This window comes from Chryseobacterium sp. JJR-5R, from assembly GCF_034047335.1.
Classification (GTDB): domain Bacteria; phylum Bacteroidota; class Bacteroidia; order Flavobacteriales; family Weeksellaceae; genus Chryseobacterium.
On sequence record NZ_CP139137.1, the window covers coordinates 2,826,999 to 2,850,639 of the forward strand.

Below are 23,641 nucleotides of genomic sequence, written 5' to 3' on the forward strand. Positions count from 1 at the left end.
ATTGTTTAAAAACAGCTTTTTGAAAACCGGTTATTTCCAGTAACTCCAGCTGGCTCCGTCATAAACGGCAACCGAATTGCTTACCGTATCATAACACATCATTCCGGGATAAGGGCTTTTCACTGTGGTATGCGGGTTTTTAATATGTGGCAGCACCAGGCTTTTGTCTGCAGATTCCAGCACCAGAATCCCTTTTGCACTGCTGGCTGCAGAACCGATGATTATTCCGTTTCCTGTTTCGGTTCCGGAAACCGGAATAACGGAAGCCGCATTTCCCTCATCCGTCATATTGATCCAGCGGCCGTTTTCGAACATCATTGCGGTACGGCTCTGCTTGCTGTAAAGAAAAGTACCGTTCTGAGGATGATTTGTGGATGGGCTTACAGCAGAAAAAACCGGAGAAGATGTTACCGCAGGAAGAATGATTCCGCGGAAATTTCCCGTATCCGTATCTGTAGGAAGCCCGGTTGAAGTCATGCCTCCGAATTCCAGAAGCGAACTGTTCCCGGAAACCGTCGTTTTCCCTATAGCAACTTGTGCGATTAACGCATGAGCAGCAGCCAGTATTAAAAATAAACTGTATATTTTTATCTTTTTCATTTTTCTTAAATTTTACTTTAATTAATTCAATCGTTACAGGTACGTTTAATGCAGTGCCAGGTGCTTCCGTTGTACAGTTTGATACACTGGGCTTCACGGTCATAAATTAACATTCCTTTCACCGGGCTGGTAACCGCTGCTGAATTGGCCACACGGGTAATGACCATGCCGCTCGTAGGAGAATCCAGAGCCAGGAAGCCGTTCGGCACACCGCCATCCGCAATGCCCGGGCCTTTCGGCCAGGTTTTGTAACGGCCGGACAAAGTAGAAATTCCTATGTCTGCGTAGCCGTCCGGCACACCACCTATCCCCGGTTTTGTACAGTAATCCACAGCGATATTAACAGTGGCTGCATTGCTGGTGAGCCCTGCCTGGTCCCGGATGGTATAATTTACCGAAGATGCGGTATTGAAAAAATTCATAGCCGGAGAGAAAGTCAAAACCCCCAGGTTATCCACGTTCCATGTTCCCTGGCCTGTGATGCTGAATCCTTTTACCAATCCGTTTGAAGAGGTAACCGAGGAAGCATTGGACGGAGGGATCAGATTAATGGAAGACAGGACTAAAGAGCCTGAATTCGGATCTGAGTCATTGGTTGTAATATTGTGGCTTTTGGAGGTATTCTTTGCTACAGAAATGTTATCATTACCGGCTACCGGAGGCTGGTTGATGCCGAAATTGTTTCCTGTAGAAGTACTGTTGCTGAGGGATACATTCAGGCTGTTAACCGCTGATCCGGAACTGTTGCCTACTACGGTAAACCCTGAAGGCACGGTAATATCTACCCTGTAAGGCCCCTGATGGGTATTAGTATTGATGTTATCAAAAAAATAGAAGCCTGCTGTATTGGTAACCGTACTGCGGATCTCCGAATTATTGCTGAACAGTTTTACCGTCACACCGCTCATCCCGTTTCCGTCCGGCACGCCTGCATTGTTATCATTAAAAACGCTTCCCGTAATGCTGGCCGCAAACGTTATCGACTCCTTGTTATAAGCTCCGATAAATGCAAGATCAGAGGTTCCGGAAAATGCCTGGATCAGCTTAACGGCCTGACCGTAATTGGCTGTAGTAATCCCAAATTCTGACCAGTCCGCTGCTAAAACCCTTACATCCCTTTCGCAGCCGCTGGAAACACCTGCATTATAGGACGGCGGGTTGGTATTGGCATTATAGAATTTCCAGCAGGCCTTTCCGATGCTCTGTACACTGTTGAACGCTACGGAATATACGCTTCCTATCATATTGCCACTGACATCCTCAAAGTGGTACGTGTCATTGGCTCCGGAAGGTGCGCCCATCTGTGTAAATATGAGATCCGGCACGCCGTCCCCGATGGAAGCCGGTACGATACCCATGGTATTCAGGCTTATGCTGGAACCCTGGGGAATGTTAAAAATAGCAGATCCCAGGCCCAGGCCGTTGATGCCGTCTGAAAGGTATTCCGTTAAATTGTTTGTCACCGGTATTGGGCTTGCGTTGCCGTTGCCCCCGAAAAGCTGCCCGACACCGATGAAAGTACTGTTTCCCGGAGCAGGAATATTATAAATAGGTAAGGAAATGAATGTTCCGGGCTGGAAAATCACTCCCGCAGTATTCAGGGCACCGTTATTCACTCCTGTACTGTAGGTAACGGCAGAAAATGCCGTCCCTGCCCCGTCCGCGTCCCACCTGAAAGCCAGCAGATTATGGCTGTTGTTGGGCTGAACGGTACTTGAGCTGTCCCAGAAGCCCCCAAAGTCAGAATAGATTCTAGAAACTGCGTGCTGGGCATGGAAATTGAGAGATACGGAAAGAATCCCCAATGCAATTAATTTTTTAATGGTCATTTAATCAGTTCTTTATAAGAGGCTGCAAAATTAAAAAAATATACGGGTCAAATTGACGAACCATTATGAATATTTCAATTTTGTGGTATGTTAAAATTTTAAAAAGTAGAGTTATAACATATAAAAAACAATAAATCAATCAGTTATAAATATAAATTTAAAACAAATTTTATCAGATATACCTGGAGTTTACTGCCCCGGCAAAGTGAAAATTCACCATATTTACTATATCAAAAAGGAAAGGCTTACGGTTATTTGAGCATCCTGCATACTATTAAGGAGTGCAGTTGAAGATGAATCCTGATGGAATAAATATTCAGGATATCAGATATTTAATAAAAATCCCGGACAGACTGAAATCTGAATGCGTGATATTATCGTATATCCTTTTAAGAAAATGAAAACTTCCTAAAGCAATCATCATGACATTTCCCAAAGATGACCTCACTCCTATCATTTCTGCTGAGATAAAGGAGTTTTATGGTATTACCCTTCCTCAGCATACCGAAGAAAGGGAAATTGTCTATCCTTTATCAACATTCTTTTGGGGAATATTCCGGACGAAACTTCATGTGAACTTTTTATATGGTAAAGCAGTAAATTACAGTACGCATTTCTACTGCTTTAAATTCCGTATCAGATAGACAGACAGAAGGGCTGTTGCATGTGTTGTAATTGACCTTTGGGAGCGCTCCGGAGACAGCTGCCTTTACTAGTTAATTTTAATCCTGAAATCAGAGAACAGCATGACCGGATACTTAACACTGAACACTGAATAGTTCCATTAAAATCAATGACATTAAATTATATGGTTTAACGTGCCTAAAGCATTTGATTATAGCTGTGCTTTTGGATAGATTATCCCGCATCTCCGTACAAAATCATCTTGCATACCGGTATTGTGGATATAAATATCAATACCTGGCTGTTTATTCACCAGTCCCTATGATAATGATGAGCTGTTTTTATAGGAATAAGAGCGATTTAGAGTGAAAAACACCCTATTTTACTTAAAAAACCATTCAATATTTTATATCTATATAGTAAGAGCCTTTATTCTTTACCTTTATAATCTACAGATTATCAACCCGGTATTATTTTTTCATAAAGGTGAATTAAACACCAATTACTTTAATAGATAAAGTATATCAAAAAAGTGGAGTTATTTGTGTATATTTGCAACTGATTCTCATGTTTAATTTGAGTTTTCATGGTTATTAGTTTTTATCCTCGGGACATCCCGGGGATTTTTTGTTTTGTATAAAGGACTGTTTTTTTTAAGGTTTATTGTAAAGCAATGCAGACTAAAACATATCTGATATTTAGCAAATTTAATAATAAACAGTTGAATAAATGTCTATTCATATCTCATACTGATTTCCTTAAATTTGTTATGTTCAAAATGAAATATAATAAAGAATTCATAATTTTCATAAGTAGTTTTATTGCTGCCGTTAAAAACCGTAAAATGTGATTCTTCTGTCCTGTCCAGTTTTTACCTTCTATTCTTGTTATAGATTTATCCATTTGCAAATTTCTATGAACACTCCACCCTGAAGCTGAACGTACAACCGTATATCCATATACTTGCACACTTCTTGGATCGCCAGGGCCTATTGGCTCTCTTCCATCTGGGTCCACAAAATTAACCGGATTATCAAATGTATAAACATACGGGCTCCAGCTCGGCATTTTCTCAGCTAGAGGATCTACCCCATACCACTGGCTCCACTTAGGATTGTAATACCTTGCTCCGTAATAATAGAATCCGGTTTCGGCATCAAGTTCCTTGGCGTTGAACTTATAGGGATTATCATAAGTTCCGGTCATCTGCTCTGCCATGGTTTCCCCGAACGGTAAATTTATGAAAAACCGGGTGGTTTCACCATTGATATCCGTAACAAATGTTGCGATTATCAGGTATCTATCTAAATGAAATATAATCTGATTTAGATTATCACTTACTAAGATTTCACGTAAAAACACTCTAAATAAAAGCCAAATTCGAATTTTTTGCGAGGAGCTTGGGTTTATATATCATTCTTTTAAATACCAATTTCCTTTATACTGTTTATAGGGATATCCCTTTATAACTCTTTCCTTATTTGGTAATTTATAAAATTTAATTAATAAAGCAGGGGAATTAATGTCAAAAGGATTTATAAATACATTATGATCTTCATCAACTGATAATAGAGCAAAATCATATTTACGAAAATTAGTTATTAACTTTTCGATTTCCTTATTGCTAAAATAGTCAGGAATTTTTGTTTTTTTTAATATTGAATTATTTATTAAAATTATTTTGTCCGTAATTTCATCATATTCAATAAAATAAAGAGGTTTATTACCATCTGAATCCCCTAACATATATGTTGTTTCTGAACTGTTTTTTTGTCTAATAGCAATAAAAGATCCTTTGAAAACAGAGAAATCAGTATCGTCATATTTGGATATAACAGAATCTATATCTTGTGTTCTTGAGTTTTGACAAGAATAAAAAACAACAAAACTCAAAAAAAATATTATTTTGAAAATTTTATGGTGCATTTTTATTTTTATTTTGTTGTTGAATAGCCTTCTCTAAAATTGCTCTAAAGTTATTTCTACTAGAATAATTAGCACCTTTGATAATAGACCTTTGATCGTCTTTAGAATCCCATTGAGCTTTATATCCATTACTCTTGGAATTAATTAAACTATTGGCATGTCCAGCCATTTGCAGTGTTGAATAATCAAAACCCAGTGTATAACCAGAAGCAGCCCATAAATAATTTCCAAAATTCATATGATTCTGAGCTGTGTCGTCTCCTTCTGGAATAAATAACATTGGGGAAGGTTTTGTCAGAGGACTGAAACTTGCACCTTCTGAAATAAATTCTGATGGTATGACAGAATAAGAATAATCAAATTTTTGTCCACCTTTACTTTCTTTATAAAAATTTGACCAATTATTTTTGTTATCAGGATCAAACGCTCCTTGTTGGTTCAGCATACTCTTAATTTGATTTTTGCCTACAAAAATAACTTTATTAATTGTACCGCTTCTAATATCTTTTGTGTCATTTACCGGATCTGAAAATTGATAATTTTGCCTCGCCCCTGTTTTTGAATTTTCAATTACTAATCTATCAGGTTGATTATTTTTATCTATCCTTACAAACTTTCCGCGCTGATTAAATATAAAATCATCCTTCGGTTCTCTTCCATCAGGATCGATAAATCTAATAGGATTATCAAATGTATAAACATAAGGACTCCAGCTTGGCATCTTCTCCGCCAGCGGATCTACCCCATACCACTGGCTCCACTTAGGATTGTAATACCTTGCTCCGTAATAATAGAATCCGGTTTCGGCATCAATTTCCTTAGCGTTGAACTTATAGGGATTATCATAAGCTACGGTCATCTGTTCTGCCATGGTTTCCCCGAATGGTAAATTTAAGAAAAACTGGGTAGTTTCACCATTGATATCCGTAACAAATGTTGCTGCACTATAAACTAAAAAATCCCGCCTTTTGGCGGGATTTTTTATTATTTATTCTAGAATCTTTTGATAACAATTTTCCCCTTCGTGATATCCAAAACAAAGTACAATATTTTTATTCTTTTTTTCAAAAAAAGTTGTATAAGTCATATCGATATCATTAACATCTTCGGGAAAAGCAATTAAATCTTTATCTAAATTCAAATAAAAATCAGAAAACTTTATTGAAGCACCATCTAATTTATATTTAGAATTGTAATTCAACAATTTCTTCCCTTTTATATTGTAAATTACCCTATTATAAACCCCATCCTTGTTAATTGTTAGAGTGTCATATGTATTCTTGTATGATATGGGTGAATATTTTCCATATATATCTTCATTACTAATATTTTGACACGAAAATAAAAAAGGTAATAAAATTAAACATATACTTTTTTTCATATTTATTAAATTTAAGATGTTCGATTTAAAATCTAGGTCTTGTTAATATAAATGGTGGTGTTATAGCTTGTTTAAAAACGTTCTTTGAGGTTGGGTTAATTACTTTTTTTTGAACTTCTGAATTGCTTTCAGTCCATATATAGGTCTGATATGTATTTCCAAAACTATTTACTTTCCCTTCAGTTCTTTCAAAGTTATTTACTGGTAATCTATAAAACAATGACTCTTGTGACTTAGAATCGGTCATTAAAAAAAGGGTTTCATCTCCTAATTTGTACCAAGATACATTTGATCTTCCCCACATCTGTTCATATCCATCAAAATTTGCGCTTAAAGGGTTAGCACTGAGGTAATCCATTTTTATAACCCCTTTCGAGTTTTTTGAATTTAACACATCTTTTCTTGCTAAAGAAGAATAAGGAGATGACGCTCTATCTAAAGAAGCAAAAGGACCATGATTAGAATCATTAAAATCGCTAAACAAACTACGAGTGGGTCCGTCTCCTCCAAAAAATTCACCTGTTATAGTATCCCATCCAACATCTTTCCCTCTATGGGTATATCCTCTGATAATAGATTCTCCTCCTTTGATCGTATTTGATGCTCCGCTTTGTCGATTAACTACTTTAGTGTCTCCGTTTCCTTGATGGTGAAAATCTATTTTATTTCCACCTAAATTACTAATCATCTTGCCATTCTTATCATACTCATTAAATGGTTCTCTTCCATCAGGATCAGTATATTTTACTGGATTATTGAACGTATAATTATAAGGCGACCAGCTCGGCATTTTCTCAGCCAGCGGATCTACCCCATACCACTGGCTCCATTTAGGATTGTAATACCTTGCTCCGTAATAATAGAATCCGGTTTCGGCATCAATTTCCTTAGCGTTGAACTTATAGGGATTATCATAAGCTCCGGTCATCTGCTCTGCCATGGTTTCCCCGAACTGTAAATTTAAGAGAAACTGGATAGCTTGTACAATTTCATTGGTCATATAAGTTGCTGTTCCAAATAATCTCACAAATGAACGAGCGAGACGCTCGCACTAGCGGGGGAAATAACAGAAAGGAAAAAAAGTTTGAGCCTATTCAAAAAAGATGGATTGTTGAACGTACTTTTTCCTGGTTTGAAAATGACAGGAGACTATGCAGGAATTACGAGCTCCTGATGGAAACTTCTGAAAATATGGTCAAATTATCTGCTATAAAATTATTATTGAATAAAATCTAGACAGGCTCTTAAACAAACACGAGTAAAGAATCCTTACTCGTGTTGTTAATAATTCATTTTTAATGATTACTGAAATTCAATGAGTTAATTATTTAAAATCTATCATCACTAAATTTTGATACATTACCAAAGAGCCGGAAATTAGGAAGTTGACACTAACATAGCATCTTCTATTTCCCAATAATTATCATGCAATCTTAGTTTAAATACAGCATTTCTACCGTAATAATCTTTTTTTATACGATGGTCAACAAAAACTAATGCTCTTTTTTTAGAAGGATCGAATACAATCTCTGAAAAATAGACAACACCTATCTCACATTTATTTGTATGTTTATCATACTCTGCCAGATCTAGAACTTTTGCGGTACACAAATTAAATTGATTTGCTTTTATAGAACTTCGTGTACTTAATTTTTTAATAATATCTGGACTATTGGAAAAGTCTTTAAAAAAATCCTTCTTTCTTTGTATGTATTTTATATTATCTTCGGTACTACCTGTAGCAAAATCAGTATTTTTATTTTTAATAGAATCTATATACAAATTGCAAAATTTTTCAGGATGATTAAAAATTTCGTTGTGCGCTTTTGTCTTCTCTTCGATATATAAATCATCATCGTGAACTCTTAAACTATCAAAATATCTTTTTTCACCTAAATAATCTTCTCTAAAAAAATAAGGTATCAACTGATCTGTTAAATCATTATATAGTTTTACATTAGTATCGGTAGATTGGCTTACACATTTCTTCATTTCCTCCTTACAATTCGTAATTAATAAAGAGGATAATAAAATCATAACTATTTTAGTTTTAAAATTCATATTGTTTAGGGATTTTGGGTTAATAACATGGTCTTACTCGCAAATTATCTTTTGGTTTTTTATAAATATCTAAAATAGATGACTTTTTTTGTGATTTCAAGTCCCTGATTTCACGTTGTTGCCTAAAATCTTTTGCAGCATTATTTCTCCTAAATCCATCAAACTTTTCAGTAATTATATCACGATCAGAAGCAGAAAACTGAGTATCTGTTCCAAAATAAATAATTTCCCAATTATCTCCTGCATCTGGCATACCACTTTTTGATTGAAAACTCGTCCTAAAACCTGGGGTAAATTCCTGGGATTTACCGTCCATTTTATAGTCTGCCCAATGACCACCTTCATGAATTATTATTTCTGCTAAATTATCAATATACTTTCTATCTCCTTTATGTTTTGAAACCGTGTTTATTACGCCAGGATCAATATAAATAGCATTGGGATCTTTTTTTTGATTAAATAACCCCAAATGTCCCATACTTTCATTCATTACAACAGTGGGCCCATCTCCATCTTTGAGCATTTTCTGTATCATTTTATCATCTACTTTAAATCTGTCTTTAAACGCTTCTCGAAATCCTGAATCTCGAAACACCGCTTTTATAGTTTTTATTGCCTCTGTATATAATCTTCTTTGCTCTTTCGTAGCATTTGCTGGTAATCTAAAATTTCCATCAGGATCAATGTAATTAATAGGGTTGTTTCCACAATATGCATACGGCGACCAGCTTGGCATCTTCTCCGCCAGCGGATCCACACCATACCACTGGCTCCACTTAGGATTGTAATACCTTGCTCCGTAATAATAGAATCCGGTTTCGGCATCAAGTTGCTTGGCATTGAATTTATAGGGATTATCATAGGCTCCGGTCATCTGCTCTGCCATGGTTTCCCCGAACGGTAAATTTGAGAAAAACTGCATGGTTTCACTATTGATACTCGTAATAAATGTTGCGATTATAAGATGATCCGCTCGTCATTAGTACAATCTGATTTGAATTTTCACTTACTCAGCATCCATATAAAATTCTTTAAATAAAAGCCAACTTCAATAAGCTGGCTTTTATAAATTCAGACACTTCCATATACTTTGCAAAGTATCAACATGAAGTAAATTACATCATTTTACCATTTTCAGAATAGAAATGCTTCATTGAAACACATGTAAATCTCTGACTAAGTTTAGATTCTTCTTAATATTCATTTTAGTTGTGAAAAAATCTTTTTTATAGTTAAATTTTAAAACCCAATGTCTAAAGGATATTCATTTAATACCCTATTCAATGAATACTTTTCAATTCAATTTTTTGCATTTCAAATGTCGAAAAATACCTGATAGAGAATTAGCCTTTTCTCCAAAAAAACATAAATCTTATTTTCTTGCATTATTTATTTTTAATTGATAGGTATTTTTGCCTGCTAATTATTTCAAAGACTAAAAATGATAGTATAATAGCAAATAGATGAAAAAAGCCCTTGAACACTATATCAGTAGCAAATAGTAAATAAGATAAAAGAATAGAAACAAAACCTATTAAAATTCCAATAAAAAACATTAAAATTTTTTGTGCTTCAGATAGAAAAAAATATGATAATGCTATAATTAAAATATGTGAAATTGATCTAATTATAAGCCCGTCATCTTTTCCGGAATAAAATAATAGATTGAAAGAATTTATTTGTTGATTAATATAGATAAATGCAAATAAATTCAACAAAATAATTATAATTTTTCTCATTTTATTCTTTTTTCAACTTTATTATTTATAGCTCTGGTATCTCTTGTTGCCACGTCTTCAGCTGCTCTGGAATTCCAAGTAACCTTTTTACCTCTCACCTCCGACGCTAATGAAGTTATAAAACTTGCTCCAGCACCTTTATCATGATTCATTTGTTTATGAGAATCCTCACCATCGCCTGGATATTTTCCTGTTATTAATTGATTTTTCAACAATTCTGCAAACCTAGCATATTTCTTATTTGACAATGCGTCAGAATACGTAGGAATACTTTTTATATTTGTTTGTCCATACAATTTTTCATATAATTCTATATAATTGGAATGTGAGTAAAAATCTTGAATAGCATGATAATACTCTCCAACTACTTGGCCTAATTGAAAAGAATCTATATTACCTGATGAATATTTATTGACTGCTACATTAATATTTGCTGAAATAGATGTTTAGAATTTAGATCGTAAATCTGAATTATTATCCTTTTTAAATGTAGTCAAAATTAATTCTATTGAATACCTTTTCAAAAGTTTATTATCCTTGTAATATCCTACATCATTCTTTAAAGTTAAGATGTTATTTTTTAATTTATACAAATAAAAATTATTGGTTAAAGTATCAATTCTATTTAATGTAAATATTTCTCCTTTATAGATAGCATCTCCTACAAATTCTCCATTAATATAAACTCCTTTTTCTCTAAATTCAATGGTTTTATTATTAAAATTATCAAAACGAATACGTTTATCGCTCGTGATAGTAAGGTCTGTATTATCGTAAATATAAACCTTTTTCAACTTCCATTTATTAGATTTAAGTATATGTATATGTTCCTTTTTTACAATTCCTCTACGATCTATAAATTCCTTCTTTTCCATTTTATTTTTACTACAACTCACTATAAATAGTAAAACAATAAAACTAGCTAAAGCTATATTAATTTCTAATGACTTTTCTATGATCTTCATTTATTACTTTTTTTACTGATCCAATTGGTTTTCTATTTTTATCCATTATCAAATCTTTAGAATTTCCAGAAGCTCTGAAGAGATTTGATTTGGATACTTTTCCTTGATCAGGATTGGTACTACTATTAATCTGTAAAATTTCTTGCAATGTACCACTTTCAACATTTCCAGTCCCTTGTTTTGATTCCCAAATTAGTCCTTTGTTGCTTTGTTTAGTAGCTTCAATAATATGACCATCCCATAATAATAAATCACCTACTTTATAAGTCGTATTTTTGGATGGTATTCCTATATTTTTATAGCCATCTGCTATTAAATAATTTGCAACCTGCTGAGTGCTAGCATTAACAAAATATAATCCCCCTGTAAGAACCCATCCATAACAATTACTTTGTAAAACTTGTTTTTGACCTGGAGCAATATCTATCAATCTTTCCCACTTATTGGTATAATTTCCATTATTATCTGGTACTAAACTTGAACCATATGTACTTTGTACGTAGATAACTTCTAACTTAGTTTTTAAGTCATTAGCCTTTAAATAACCTATTTGTCCTTTAAGAGTAGCGTTGCCATCCCAATTTTCAAAAGTTGTATGTTTATTAGTCCAGTCCACCTGTACTAATAGATTTCCCCATCTTGGAGGATAAGGCTCTCTTCCATCCGGATCGATAAGGTTTATAGGATTATCAAATGTATAAACATACGGGCTCCAGCTCGGCATTTTCTCAGCCAGAGGATCTACCCCATACCACTGGCTCCACTTAGGATTGTAATACCTCGCCCCGTAATAATAGAATCCGGTTTCGGCATCAAGTTCCTTGGCGTTGAACTTATAGGGATTATCATAAGCTCCGGTCATCTGCTCTGCCATGGTTTCCCCGAACGGTAAATTTAAGAAAAACTGGGTAGTTTCACCATTGATATCCGTAACAAATGTTGCGGTTCCCAAATGGTCCCCATGGAGGTAGAATAATTTCCCCTGGCCGCCTCCCGGCGGCGCTTTGCTTCCGAGGTTTGTTACAATATCTTCAGACAGTCCGGCTTTTTTCAGGTAATGGCTGAAATCAGCTTCTGCTTCTTTTGCTTTATCTGCTGATTTATTTCCGGAGACTTTCACCGTGCTGCTTACAAAGATGTCCGTTCCGTCTATGACCCTGCTGGCAAAACGTGCAGAGCCTTCAAAATAATGTTTGGAGTAGGTACCGTTGGAAGATACGACAATCTGCGGGCTGGAATAGATCTTATAGTCATTTAAAGTTATTGATCCCGGATCTACCAGTGTTCCGTTCTGGTAGAGCTGTGAGCCGGCAGACAGGTTATATTTAATAGTCCGCTCTCCTCCGTTGTCATAAGTATAATACTGATATACCCCGGTATTGTCATTATAATAGGCTCTCATCCGGTCATACTCATCCCAATACATCCTGTTTGCTCCGTTTACTGTCGATTCCGCTACCACATTTCCATTGTAATCATATTCAAAACCTGTTGATTGTCCAGTGCTTACATCAGATACTTCCATCAATTTATGGTTGTTATAATGATAGTCATTTTCATAAGTATTTCCGGTATTGACATTAAGATCCTGATAATGGACCTGGCCTTTATGTTTTATACTTCCTGAATCATTATAAATCATTCTGAGATCTATGGTGGAATTGCTTACCGAGTATGGAGACCATCCCGGAACAAGTACTGTCTGATTATTTTCATCCTGGCTCTTATCAACCTCCATTCTAAACTGACCTCTTGTACGGATAAGCCTGTTGAGTGTATCATAACCATATTCAAATCTATAGGTCCCCCCCATTTCATTAGGTGATACGCCCGTACCGTTTTCAACTTTAATGATATTTCCTACAGGATCATAATTATAATAATTTGAAAGTAAATAGACAGCGCTACCGGGATTGTTGGCTGTAAGCCTGTGATACTGCAGCCTCCTTGTTGCATTGTTATATGAGAAATTGGACTGGGTACCATTTCCATAGGAAATACTTTGTCTTTGTCCGTACTCATCATACTTGATTCCTGAGATATACTGATAAGCGTTATTATTAACAACCTTTTTCAGATTCCCGCCAAAATCATACTGATAAAACAGTTTTTCTCCATCCGGATATACCAGCTCAGTTAAACGGTTCCAGCTGTCATATTTTGAAGTGGTAATAAAATTCATCGGCTGAACATAATTACCGTAGATCGTTCTGTTTTCAGAAATTAATTCACCGGAAATACCATATTCATAGTTTGAAAATCCTGTCGCATCAGATTTGGAAATTAATTTTCCGGTATTGTTTCCCGTACCAGGATCCCCATAAATGTACTGTATATTATTAGGGTTTGAGCCATTGGGAAGATCAGGAAGGTGGACATTGATAAGCCTGTTATACTGATAAAAATACGATATAAACGGTGATCCCGTATAGTCAGGATCATTGGAAATATTATCCGTATATTTTCGGGTGATATTTCCTGAAGGATCATACTTGTAGGTAGTGGTCCCACGGTCAGGATGTACAACCGATAACATTCTGCCACCCATGTCATAGGTAAACGATGTTGTAATGCCTTCAGGATCATTTGATTCCAGCAGTTCCCCGACTGTGTTATATGTAAAGGTAGTCTTCAAGGGCTGACCGCTTAAATAATTGATGCTGGCTACCGTCTTACCTTCCGCATTGGCAAGAATCTGAGACTGCTGGCTTGCAGCCGGAATGGTAACATCGGTTTTATAAAGGCCATTATCTACCTCGTATTTTGTATGGGTAGCCACATTGTCTTCAGTGACTGACTGTATAATCCTGTCCTTGATATCATACTGCATAGTGCTTACATACGGCTGCTGGCTTCCGAGAACTAAGTAATTGTTTACATTAAGTATATTGGTAGGATTGGAAGCTTTATTTTCCGAATTCGGATGGTGCTGCTTCACCACTCTTCCGAATAAATCATATTCAGTGATTCCCGATATCACCATTCTCTCAACACCAAGGTGCTCAATATCTTTTTTTGTCTGTATCACTCTTCCAAAACCATCTGAGAAGGAAATCGTTTCAATAGGGTTTTCAGGATCACCTTCATTATAATGTCTGGTTACCGATCTGTATATATTAATTAAAGATCCCTGTGTTTTAGCAACGGTACTGTAATCAAACATAATGGTATACCTTCCGTAATAACTGGTTGGTGGCAATGTATTTTCACGCGGGCCTGTAATTTTAACTATCCTGCCGATGTTATCGTAAACGTAATCGGTACTGTTGCCGGCGATATCCGTGGTTTTGGTCGGCAGGTCAAATCTTGAATCATATTCTGCTGTAGAAGTTTCATCAAAAACATTCGTTGTTGATGCTACATACTTATTATACAATGCATCATATTTATAGTCCAGCTGATACCTTGAATAATAATCATTGAAAGGATATTTTATTGTAACCAGATTGCCGTAATTGTTATAGGTAAGGTCCGTAACCGCGAATTCGCTGTTATTAAGCTTAACCTTTATCTGATTGATATCACCATAGCTGTTGACACTTGTTTCCCTGTGTTTCAGGAGTGATCCTCCTGTAGCCGCCCCATCATAAACATCAATCGTTTTGGGAACACTGATGATATTATTGCTTAAGCCGGTATGATATGTGATCTCTGAGTTGTAAGATAAGGTAGGGCTTGTATACAGATAGTTCCGCAACAGTCCTGACCCGGTATAAGACATACGGACAATAGTCTGAACAGAACCGCCGTTTTCAAATTGTGTGCTTGTGGTTTTAACAGGCAGTACAACAGCCATTCTTCTTCCCTCCTGCCCTCCGGCATCGAAAGTTTCGAATTCATTCTGGTTGACAGCCACCAGCTGAGTATTGGTCGTGTTAAATTTGTAAAGTGTATATTCACTTTCATTTCTGGAAACCAATGCATTTCCGGCAGAAAGCAATTCTGAACTTTTAACCAGACCTGCGGTATGATAACTCTTATTATAGAAATTCGTAATGTGTTTTCTGTACACTGCATTTCCTTCACCCATTTCATCTGTTGTCACTTTTTCAAATCCCAGAAAAGTTCTTTCTCTCCTGTCATATTTAGGATATTCATATTTAAATCTAGTTACAACATCCTTATCCGTTGTTGACGTGGTGTAAGCGGGAGAAAAAACATCAGGATTGTAAATTTTCACCTCGCTCATCACCAGCCTTGCATTAGGATCATTATAATCCGGCGTTGTATACCGATAGTCAATAGTGAATGTTGAGCTGGAATCCTGATTGGTTACCTGCTTGAGCTTATTGGTTTTTCCGATTCTTGAGTAATTGACGATCAGATTATTGCCTTCATACCTGATCAGGTCATTGTAACCGTCTCCGTTCATATCTTTAAAGCTCTTTTTCACTTCCGAAATGGTCATTCCGATGTTGGCCGATGCATCTACGCCGATTTTGATATAAAGGTTAAAGAGGAAAAGCCCGGGAATCGGTAAAATAGGAATAGGACCGATCGGGAGATATACATGACCTCCGATCATACCGTACCCGTTAAGGTTAGTAATATCTTCCGTGAAATTAATGTTCTGTGTACCGGAATCTTTTTTCAGTACCTGCTGATCAGCAAACTTATTCCCAAGATTGTAATTGACATTCAGCTCAGCCGAATTAACAGAAAGGATGTCCACAAGGCCGTCTCCGTTTACATCTTCGAAAAGTTTCTCGGGGTTACCTGCAGATTTTGATGCGCCTACGCCAATGTCAAGCCCGAAATTTCCGGCCAGGCCTGCCACAGAGTTGATCAGACCAGAAAGAGATCCTCCAAAAGACATCCCTGCAGAACCTATCGGACGTGAAGCGTAGGTACTTGAATTGTAAAAGTTTGTTGCACCGAACATCCCGTTCCCATAATTTAAACTGCAGCTGAATCCTGAAGATGACGCATTGGAAATTCTGTCAATCAATCCATCCCCATTAATATCCATCCAATATGCCTTACCAAAATCTTTTGAATCAAAATTAAAGCTTGAACTGACACCTACCCCCGGTGACCACGGCGTAGAATTATCTGCCTGGCTTGTCGTAGCCCTGTCTGCACCGGTTTTGGCATTTGATCCTGTAGTTTTAAAGGCTTTTACATTAAAATTGGCACCAAGGGTTATCGCATTCTGATAATTGTCAGAAATTGTTACATAGTCATTGATAAAAGACGGCTGCTGCAGCTTATGCCCGCCGGTAGGGAATGTAACCTGTATATTTTCCTTACTTAGAAAATCAGGGTAGCCATCCCCGTTGAGATCCGTAAAATCCTGTATCAGTATGCTTCCGGGAGGATTTACCAAACTGGATTCAGAATATCCCAGGTTGGCTCCGACACCAATATTTCCGGAAGCGCCGCCACTGTAAGATTTTGTTTTTGAGCTGCTTAAATATATTTTATCAGCAGCCTTCATTCGGGTCATTTCAGAATTAGGACTGATATTGGATGTATTCTCAACATTGGCAGGATCAGTATCGAACGGGCTTGCATTGAATACACCGGTTGTGAATTCATCATCTTTAAAGGCAGTGGCAGAAGAATATTGTTCCGGCCCCGCCCCTTTCCATTTTTCCATTGTACCGATTTTGTAGGTCGTTAACGGAAAAACATTATTTTGTATATTCATGCTTGAATTTTGGGCAACACATGCCTGCATCTCCTGCGGATCCGTAAGATGGTTACAGGCTGCTGTATTGATTGAAGTTGTTGGCTCATTAAGGTCAATCAAAACGCCATACTCATCACATAAACCTTGTGTAAGACATCTGCCGTATTCATCTCTGAATAAAAACTGTCCCCAGTTCTTAGAAATTGTGCTGACTGGATTAAGCGCTGCAGAATTTACTGATGTTTCCGCTATGTCGGTAACTAAAACATTATTGTCATAATAAATGTTAAAACTTTTTTCAGACAGTAAAGAGCGGTATCTGATATAGGTTAAATAATCATTGTTATCCTCGCAATATATCTGAATGGAAAACTCTCTTCCTCTGGGGATTGAGTTCGCAGAAAGATCCATTGTATAAAGCGGGACAGGCTGTATTCCTGAAATGGTCTGGTTGGTAGGCATATCCACTTCATACAAAGAAGCAATATTATTTGTATGGGTAATAAATACTTTTCTTTTTCCGATTACCTGCCCTGCAATTTTCACCACATAAATAAAAGAACCATCAGGCTTATAATTAAACTGTCCCAGAGGAATATTTTTGTTCAACTGTACAGAATAAGTCTTTACGCCTGGCGGATAAGTTACCGGAAGAAGGTGCAGCCTGATTTTCGGCTTATGATCTACGATATAATATGAATTGTACTTCGGAACAAGATTCAGCTGATACATGTTTCCCCCGGTTGAATAATTGACTGTAATATCATTAAGTCCGGTATTCTGATATGCGGTATGGGAAACACTTTCCACAAGGCACATCAGTACAGATGAATCGGTAATATTGGCGTTAAGGGTAAACGGCGCAATATTTACGCCGAAAGTAGCTTGGCTAAAAGGCTGTGAATAAATTTCATTGACCTGATTGGTAACCAAATTCTGTATTACAAACCTGATTTTGATATCATCATTCAAGGCAGTGAAGTTTATCGCAGGAACATTAACGGTAATGCTTCCTGCATGATCAAGCTTGAGGCCTGATTCCTGATTATTGAGCAGGAAATTTGAAGAATAGCTTCCGTTGTTGGTAGTAAATCCATCCTGGTAATCTACAGCCAGATTAGGCATATCTATATCTGCTGAACTGACGTAGGTAATCACCGGATCAGTATTGACTTTGAAATTATCATCTTCATTCTGGTGAAGCCTTATGTATACTTTCTGGCCGGACCTGACATAAAGCCTATCTGAGCTGTTCACTCCCAAGTGGTTAAACTGATTCAAGGGAGGCATCCCCTGGATCTGGGAAAAATAATCATTGTATCTTCTGATATCAATTGACTGAACAGACATTCCTGCTGTCAGCTTGGTCAGATGAATTCTTTTGGCTTTGGTAGTATTTCCGTCAAAATAAGGCATTTCCACAGAATAAATTGCATTGGCACCGTTTACATTCTCTATGGATATGTCATCATGAAATCTGATATAGCCGTCTCTCGGAGCAATCCAGAACTTAATGACATCATCTTTTGGAAGGACAGCACTGGCTACGGGTGCCACGGGGTTGGCTTTAATAACCATGTTTTCCGTGGATGCACTGAATTTTGTAAAAGCAGGCGTTCCGTTTTCCAGTTTATTAAACCACACATCTTTGCCGTCAACAACATCCATAAGACCATCCGAATTGGCATCAATCAGATATGTAGGAGTCGTGCTTTTGCTTGAAGAGGTAATATTGGAAGTGTTGGCAAAAATACTCCAGCCCAGGAAGCTGATGGATCCCCCGAAATCCTTTCCGCGGCTTTTGTTCTTTGTATCCGTAAAAGCAAAGTTGCTTTGCAGATTTTGAACCATTCTTTCAATACCGAAACCGGTAAGTACTCCGGTATCAGAAATAATTCCCGGACGTATATAAAGTCCGCTGCTTTTTTTATAAAGAATATCAGGGACACCGTCACCGTTAAAATCCACTAGCTGCTGGGCACCTTTTGCCTGTGCTCTGGAAGTAGAGTTCATCATTGAGTATAGAATAATGTGCCCATAAGGATCCTGGTTAAAGATTCCAAAATTCAGCATAAATGAAAGACGGATCGTTGCTCCCTCCTCCTTGGTGTATGTCGAATTGATTTTTGCAGTATTCAGGCCTGAAGGAAGATCAAATAATGACGAGTCGGCCTGGAATGTACTGACACTTGTATCCGGACCAAATGTTGGCAGTACGGTATTTCCGTTTTTAAGTTCGTTATGATAATCAAAATTATACGTATTATAATAATGATCCTGCTCTGCTACCCAAAAGCGCGTTAACAAACTCTTGTTAAATTCCCCATCCGAATAGAAAAATTGGTAAGATCTGAAATGCTGAGTCGTTGAATACCCTAAATTATCAAAGATCTTAATCATTTTCAACCGGTAAGGTTCTACCTGTTTTGCTCCCTGCTTTGCATTGATTGATAAATCTTTTCTCAGAATGGAAGACTCTTTTTCAAAAACTATGGAGTAGCCGCCATCGTTCCCGTCTTTTCCCGTATAGTAAATAGACTTGATGTTAAAAATTCTTCCTCCCGACAGATTTGAATTTTCAGCTGACTGATTGCCTAATGAGACATTGTCATAATAAAATTTAATGTTATTCAGATATGTATCTTCAATCTTATAGACCCCCCATTTGATAATCTGACCGGAAACTGCCCGGAGCACAGACTGTGAATCTACACTGTTTTCATCACCACCATAATAAGACTTGGTGCCATTAGTGGATGTAATGACAAATCTGTAGTCGCCGGGCGAATTGCCATACCGTTCAATCTTACTGAAGTCATGCCCCTTTCTTAAATAAAATGATTTGTAGCCGCTTGTGTTTCTGGGCTGCATAACCGTAGAAATTCCTCCGGCACCATCACTGTGACGCTGTGGCAAGTAATTATTTTCATACATCAGCATTTCTCCATCTAATGAGTACAGCTCAGATTCATTTGACGGATCGAATGAAGGAGATCCCCATCTCGTATCTAAATCTATTGATGATATTCCACTAACATCCCATCCTTCACCCATCCAGCCATTGCTTTTGCTGCTGCTGTAAGTAATTGACAGATCAGGCTGCAGCCCGTTTCTCCCTGAAGGTATTTCCACAGGATAAGAAAGATTGGCATCCCCCTGCTGACTGGCACTTGGAGGCTGCATAAAGATCCGTCCTGCTGTAGGATCTCCTGTCTTGATTCCACTGATACCTGTAGGTGATGAAGCATTGGTTTGCGGCGATTCCGGCACAGAAATCACCCCGTTGATATAATCCGTGTCTTCATCTCCCTCTACTGTAACCGTTTTTGTTTTAACATCCACCACGGCCGATGTATCCATGACCCATTGTTTTTTAGCATAATCAAAATGGAAGGTCCTGATGTCTTTCGGAGAGATCAGTCCCAAACGTTTTTCGTCGTAAGGAATCGTGAGCTTTACTTTTTTATTAAGCCTGCCTGAAATTACCGATAACCGGTAAGCGGAATTGTTTACCGTAACATTCTTTAATCCTTGTGAAGTGGCAGGAAAATCCTTGGCCCTCAGTTTTAATACTTCAAGATAAGCGGCTTCTGAAGTTCCTTTCTCAACCTTAATGTTGATTCCTTCATAATCTAAACTGAATTCCTGATCTTTAGAAACGGAAATGCCCTTTGCATTGGAATAGGCATTACTGAATGTCTTGAAAGAAGCGGTTTCAGTAGGGATTTTATAATTATTGGTAATTCCGTCTGCTGTTACGGAAAAACTGCCTTTTGCCTTATCACTCTCTGATATCTGAATCAGTTTTTCAAACTCTCCGTTTTTCAGAGAAACATAGTCATTATTAATTGCAGCTCCCGCTCCGTTATTATTGCTCCCTTTTACATATAGTTTATCTCCGGAAAGAACTGAACTCACTATAATATTATCATAGGATTTCTTGTCTTTATCGAAAACAATTTTCAGGTTTTTAACCTTATATTTCACTCCGTCTGATGGCGAGGTAAATAATATGGTATTCAGTCCGTTCTTGATAAGGTTCGGGCTTACCGCTTCCCTCTGATGGCTCCACTTAGCACTCGGAACAACAATAGCTCCGCCGATCGCTATATTATGGTTGATCGATCTTGGAACCGACTGATGTGAAGCCAGCCCTAACAGATCATATTCCAGGTAGGCAACCGTGTTTTCTTTATTTACAGCTGGAACATCGATCGTGAAAAAGTTATCTGAAATCCGGTCTTCTTCCGTATCTGAAAAAGTACCGATTGTCCCTTCTTTCTCTCTCGACGGATAAGAAATAACATCATCCGAAATTCCATTGATTCCGGATGATCCTGTATCTTCAGTCTGTGCCTGAAAAGGATTGTTTTCTGATAAAATATCCTGAGGCATTTTCTTCTCTGCATTATTTTTCAGGGATGCTGCGGAAGCTCCATTGTCGGGGATCTCCTTTGCTAATCCGTCCTCTTTTTTATCAGTTAGTTTGGTCATGAGCCTGACTTTGAAAGCCCTGACTTTCTGCCGGTCTTCTTTGGTAAAACCGGCAAAGACAAACATGCAGGCAAAGAAGCACAACAGCAGGCCTGACTTCTTGGTAAAAGGAAGCCGTTTTCTCAATATTTTCATGGTATAGGTTATTCTACGATTAGTTTGAAAGTTTTTATAATTTTCCCGTCCCTGGTGAGATTGACCAGGTATGAACTCTGGATCGGCAGGTGGCTGACATACGATCCTGCACTGCTGCTGATCTTATCCAGGGCAACAAGCCGCCCGCCACCGTCATAAATAGAAATGATCAGGTTTTCCATCGCCGGAAAGACGATGGTGAAGTTCTGGTCTTTCTTTACCGGGTTTGGATACAGGGCAATCTTTGTAAGATCCAGAGAAAGATCTTTTTCGTTATACAGTGTCCCGGATCTCGGATCCTGATTTGGCGTACCGGGTTTGGTATCTTTTACCGGGCTTACCGCAAAAGTGAAAGACGTTTTATCTCCCGTATCAAAGGCATCTAAGAAATCTACCTTGTTAAAAGTAACAAAATTCCCGTTTTCAATCCCTGGGATTTTCTTAATATCGCCATTGTCCTTTTTAAGCAGCATCCAGTATGAAAGCGGCAGGGAGCGCGGGTTGACCGCTTCTTTGATAATCCTCACCTGGTAATCCGTTTTGGGGATTTTGTCTCCCATGAAGCTGATTTCCCAGTTTCTTTCCAGTACATCAAGATCCCTTTCAGGCTTTAAAGACATGGCCTTATTATCATCAGACCACATCACAAAGTTATTGTTGTCAATGACCGTAGGATTTTCAGAATTAGTTCTTCTGATCGCATTCATCCCGATAGCTAAAAAAGGATCAGCCTGGTTGGAGGACTGTTTCTGGTAAAGCTCATTGCCATCATCCCTGCCTAATCCTGTCGGCCGGTATTTGTATGCTGTATGCTTTTCAGGATCCCAGACCACCTTTCCGTCGCTCCCGTAATATTTGCCTTTTTCCAGGGAAATCCCGTATTTGATGGAGAGGTAAGAATGTATTTTATTCAGATCCGCCATTTTGACTTTTTTCGGGAAGAAAATCATTTCATACAGGTTTTGATCTTCAAACTTTATTTTTAAACTGTCGGATTTTTCCTTTTTTGAGTCTGCCATACCGGTAAATGAAAAAATACTAGGCCTTTTGCCGATCTCTTTAGATTCCTTTCCTCTTCTGTACGAGGTGTTCCCTAAAGAAACGTTTTTGTCTGTATTTTCCCAGATCATTTCATCCTCTTTTGAAGCATGCACCAGACTCAGCGTATGGCTTTTGTCTTTACTGTATTTAATGTATTTCTTTAAAAGCCTGTCTTTGATACCGCAGTGGAAATTTAGAAGATTTTCGTCCCTGCACCTTGCAGCTTCCCGTGATACAGGGTTTATCTTTTCCCAAACCTGCACATCCGAACCAACCAGCTGGGAATAAGCATAGAATGAACACGAAAACATAAGAAATGTGAACATTCTTAAACATAGAAGTTTAAACATAGTTATGGTAGTTTTTATTTTTAATTCTTTTCTGAAAAAGAAAAAGAATCAGAAGTATGCTGTTATGAATTTATAATCTGACTAAAATTTGATATGGTTGAAAATATGTGCAGCAGGACCTGCATAATTTAGAAGATACATAATTAGGTTTTTCATGGGATTAGTGTGTAGTTATTTTTCACAAAACTAAGAAAAAAAACACATTAATCATTAAAAAATTATCAATTTAATATAATAATCCCATTTTAATCATCGATAATGCTTTTAAATAAATATATTTTATTTGTTTTTAGGGCCTTTTTAAATTTTATTTAGTAATACATTTAAATAACTATATATCACCCTTTAACGTCAAAAATTAATTTATTTCTGATTTATTATAAAAATTGGTTCTGTTTTTGTAAAGCAAGGGTATGAAAACTATTTTTATCCTTGAAGATGAGACAGGCATCAGAGATGCATTGCAGTTGCTCCTGTCATTTGAAGATTATGATGTAAGATCCTTTTCCACGGTTGAGGCATTCAATAAAAGAGACTTATCAGCCATACCTGATATATTTATACTGGATGTTATGCTTCCTGACGGGTCGGGTACAGACGTATGCAACCAGCTTAAAGAGGAGCCTGCCACTTCAGCAATTCCTGTGATCATTATCAGTGCACATGCCAAGGCAGAACACGTCATCAATTCCTGTAAAGCCGATGAGTTCATCAGCAAGCCTTTTGACATTGATGATGTTCTTGTTAAAATCGAAAATCTGATCAAATAATCTTAATAACAATCAGACTGAGCCTGTTGAATGTTAATTATCAATGCAAAATTCTGCATTGGTACAGTAAATCATATAATTAGAGTGATTATTT

Annotated in this window: 16 protein-coding genes; 3 read left to right on the forward strand and 13 right to left on the reverse strand. The window is 37.2% G+C overall.

Going from position 1 to position 23,641, the window contains the following annotated elements:
• Positions 1-30 precede the first annotated feature (30 nt).
• Positions 31-600: a hypothetical protein gene (locus SD427_RS12410; protein WP_320558118.1), complete on the reverse strand. Its 570-nt coding sequence runs from the start codon at positions 598-600 to the stop codon at positions 31-33.
• A 26-nt stretch (positions 601-626) separates the two neighbouring features.
• Positions 627-2,429 carry an Ig-like domain-containing protein gene (locus SD427_RS12415; protein WP_320558119.1) on the reverse strand — a complete coding sequence of 601 codons (1,803 nt, stop codon included), beginning with the start codon at positions 2,427-2,429 and terminating at the stop codon, positions 627-629.
• 422 nt (positions 2,430-2,851) lie between these two features.
• On the opposite strand from SD427_RS12415, the gene SD427_RS12420 reads away from it, so the two are divergent.
• Entirely contained in the window at positions 2,852-3,073 is a 222-nt protein-coding gene (locus SD427_RS12420; protein WP_320558120.1) for a hypothetical protein, read from the forward strand.
• A gap of 724 nt (positions 3,074-3,797) precedes the next feature.
• Here the strand turns inward: SD427_RS12420 and SD427_RS12425 are convergent.
• From SD427_RS12425 to SD427_RS12445, 5 genes are all read right to left on the reverse strand, one after another.
• The gene (locus SD427_RS12425) at positions 3,798-4,271 is read right to left on the reverse strand and encodes an RHS repeat-associated core domain-containing protein (protein ID WP_320558121.1); all 474 of its coding nucleotides are present in this window, start codon (positions 4,269-4,271) and stop codon (positions 3,798-3,800) included.
• Between the two features lie 195 nt (positions 4,272-4,466).
• On the reverse strand, positions 4,467-4,979 hold the full coding sequence (locus tag SD427_RS12430) for a hypothetical protein (RefSeq protein ID WP_320558122.1): 513 nt from the start codon (positions 4,977-4,979) through the stop codon (positions 4,467-4,469).
• Complete coding sequence (locus SD427_RS12435) at positions 4,969-5,850, reverse strand: RHS repeat-associated core domain-containing protein (protein WP_320558123.1); 882 nt, start codon at positions 5,848-5,850, stop codon at positions 4,969-4,971. The genes SD427_RS12430 and SD427_RS12435 overlap by 11 nt, the downstream gene beginning before the upstream one ends.
• 117 nt (positions 5,851-5,967) lie before the next feature.
• Positions 5,968-6,360 carry a hypothetical protein gene (locus SD427_RS12440; protein WP_320558124.1) on the reverse strand — a complete coding sequence of 131 codons (393 nt, stop codon included), beginning with the start codon at positions 6,358-6,360 and terminating at the stop codon, positions 5,968-5,970.
• Positions 6,361-6,385: 25 nt separating this feature from the next.
• Positions 6,386-7,360, reverse strand: coding sequence for an RHS repeat-associated core domain-containing protein (locus SD427_RS12445; RefSeq protein WP_320558125.1), 975 nt, complete (start codon positions 7,358-7,360; stop codon positions 6,386-6,388).
• 29 nt (positions 7,361-7,389) lie between these two features.
• On the opposite strand from SD427_RS12445, the gene SD427_RS12450 reads away from it, so the two are divergent.
• A complete protein-coding gene (locus tag SD427_RS12450; protein WP_320558126.1) occupies positions 7,390-7,596 on the forward strand; it encodes a transposase in 207 nt (68 codons plus the stop codon).
• 141 nt (positions 7,597-7,737) lie between these two features.
• Here the strand turns inward: SD427_RS12450 and SD427_RS12455 are convergent, their stop codons facing one another.
• The 6 genes from SD427_RS12455 to SD427_RS12480 form a co-directional block, all read right to left on the reverse strand.
• Complete coding sequence (locus tag SD427_RS12455) at positions 7,738-8,421, reverse strand: hypothetical protein (RefSeq protein WP_320558127.1); 684 nt, start codon at positions 8,419-8,421, stop codon at positions 7,738-7,740.
• 19 nt (positions 8,422-8,440) lie between these two features.
• Positions 8,441-9,343, reverse strand: a complete 903-nt coding sequence (locus SD427_RS12460; RefSeq protein ID WP_320558128.1) for an RHS repeat-associated core domain-containing protein — start codon at positions 9,341-9,343, stop codon at positions 8,441-8,443.
• Between the two features lie 813 nt (positions 9,344-10,156).
• The gene (locus tag SD427_RS12465) at positions 10,157-10,456 is read right to left on the reverse strand and encodes a hypothetical protein (protein ID WP_320558129.1); all 300 of its coding nucleotides are present in this window, start codon (positions 10,454-10,456) and stop codon (positions 10,157-10,159) included.
• A 150-nt stretch (positions 10,457-10,606) separates the two neighbouring features.
• The gene (locus SD427_RS12470; protein WP_320558130.1) at positions 10,607-11,125 is read right to left on the reverse strand and encodes a hypothetical protein; all 519 of its coding nucleotides are present in this window, start codon (positions 11,123-11,125) and stop codon (positions 10,607-10,609) included.
• A complete protein-coding gene (locus tag SD427_RS12475; protein ID WP_320558131.1) occupies positions 11,094-21,386 on the reverse strand; it encodes an RHS repeat-associated core domain-containing protein in 10,293 nt (3,430 codons plus the stop codon). The genes SD427_RS12470 and SD427_RS12475 overlap by 32 nt, the downstream gene beginning before the upstream one ends.
• Positions 21,387-21,394: 8 nt before the next feature.
• On the reverse strand, positions 21,395-22,753 hold the full coding sequence (locus tag SD427_RS12480; protein ID WP_320558132.1) for a T9SS type A sorting domain-containing protein: 1,359 nt from the start codon (positions 22,751-22,753) through the stop codon (positions 21,395-21,397).
• A 437-nt stretch (positions 22,754-23,190) separates the two neighbouring features.
• Between SD427_RS12480 and SD427_RS12485 the strand changes: the two genes are divergently transcribed.
• Positions 23,191-23,547, forward strand: a complete 357-nt coding sequence (locus SD427_RS12485; protein ID WP_320558133.1) for a response regulator transcription factor — start codon at positions 23,191-23,193, stop codon at positions 23,545-23,547.
• Positions 23,548-23,641 lie beyond the last annotated feature (94 nt).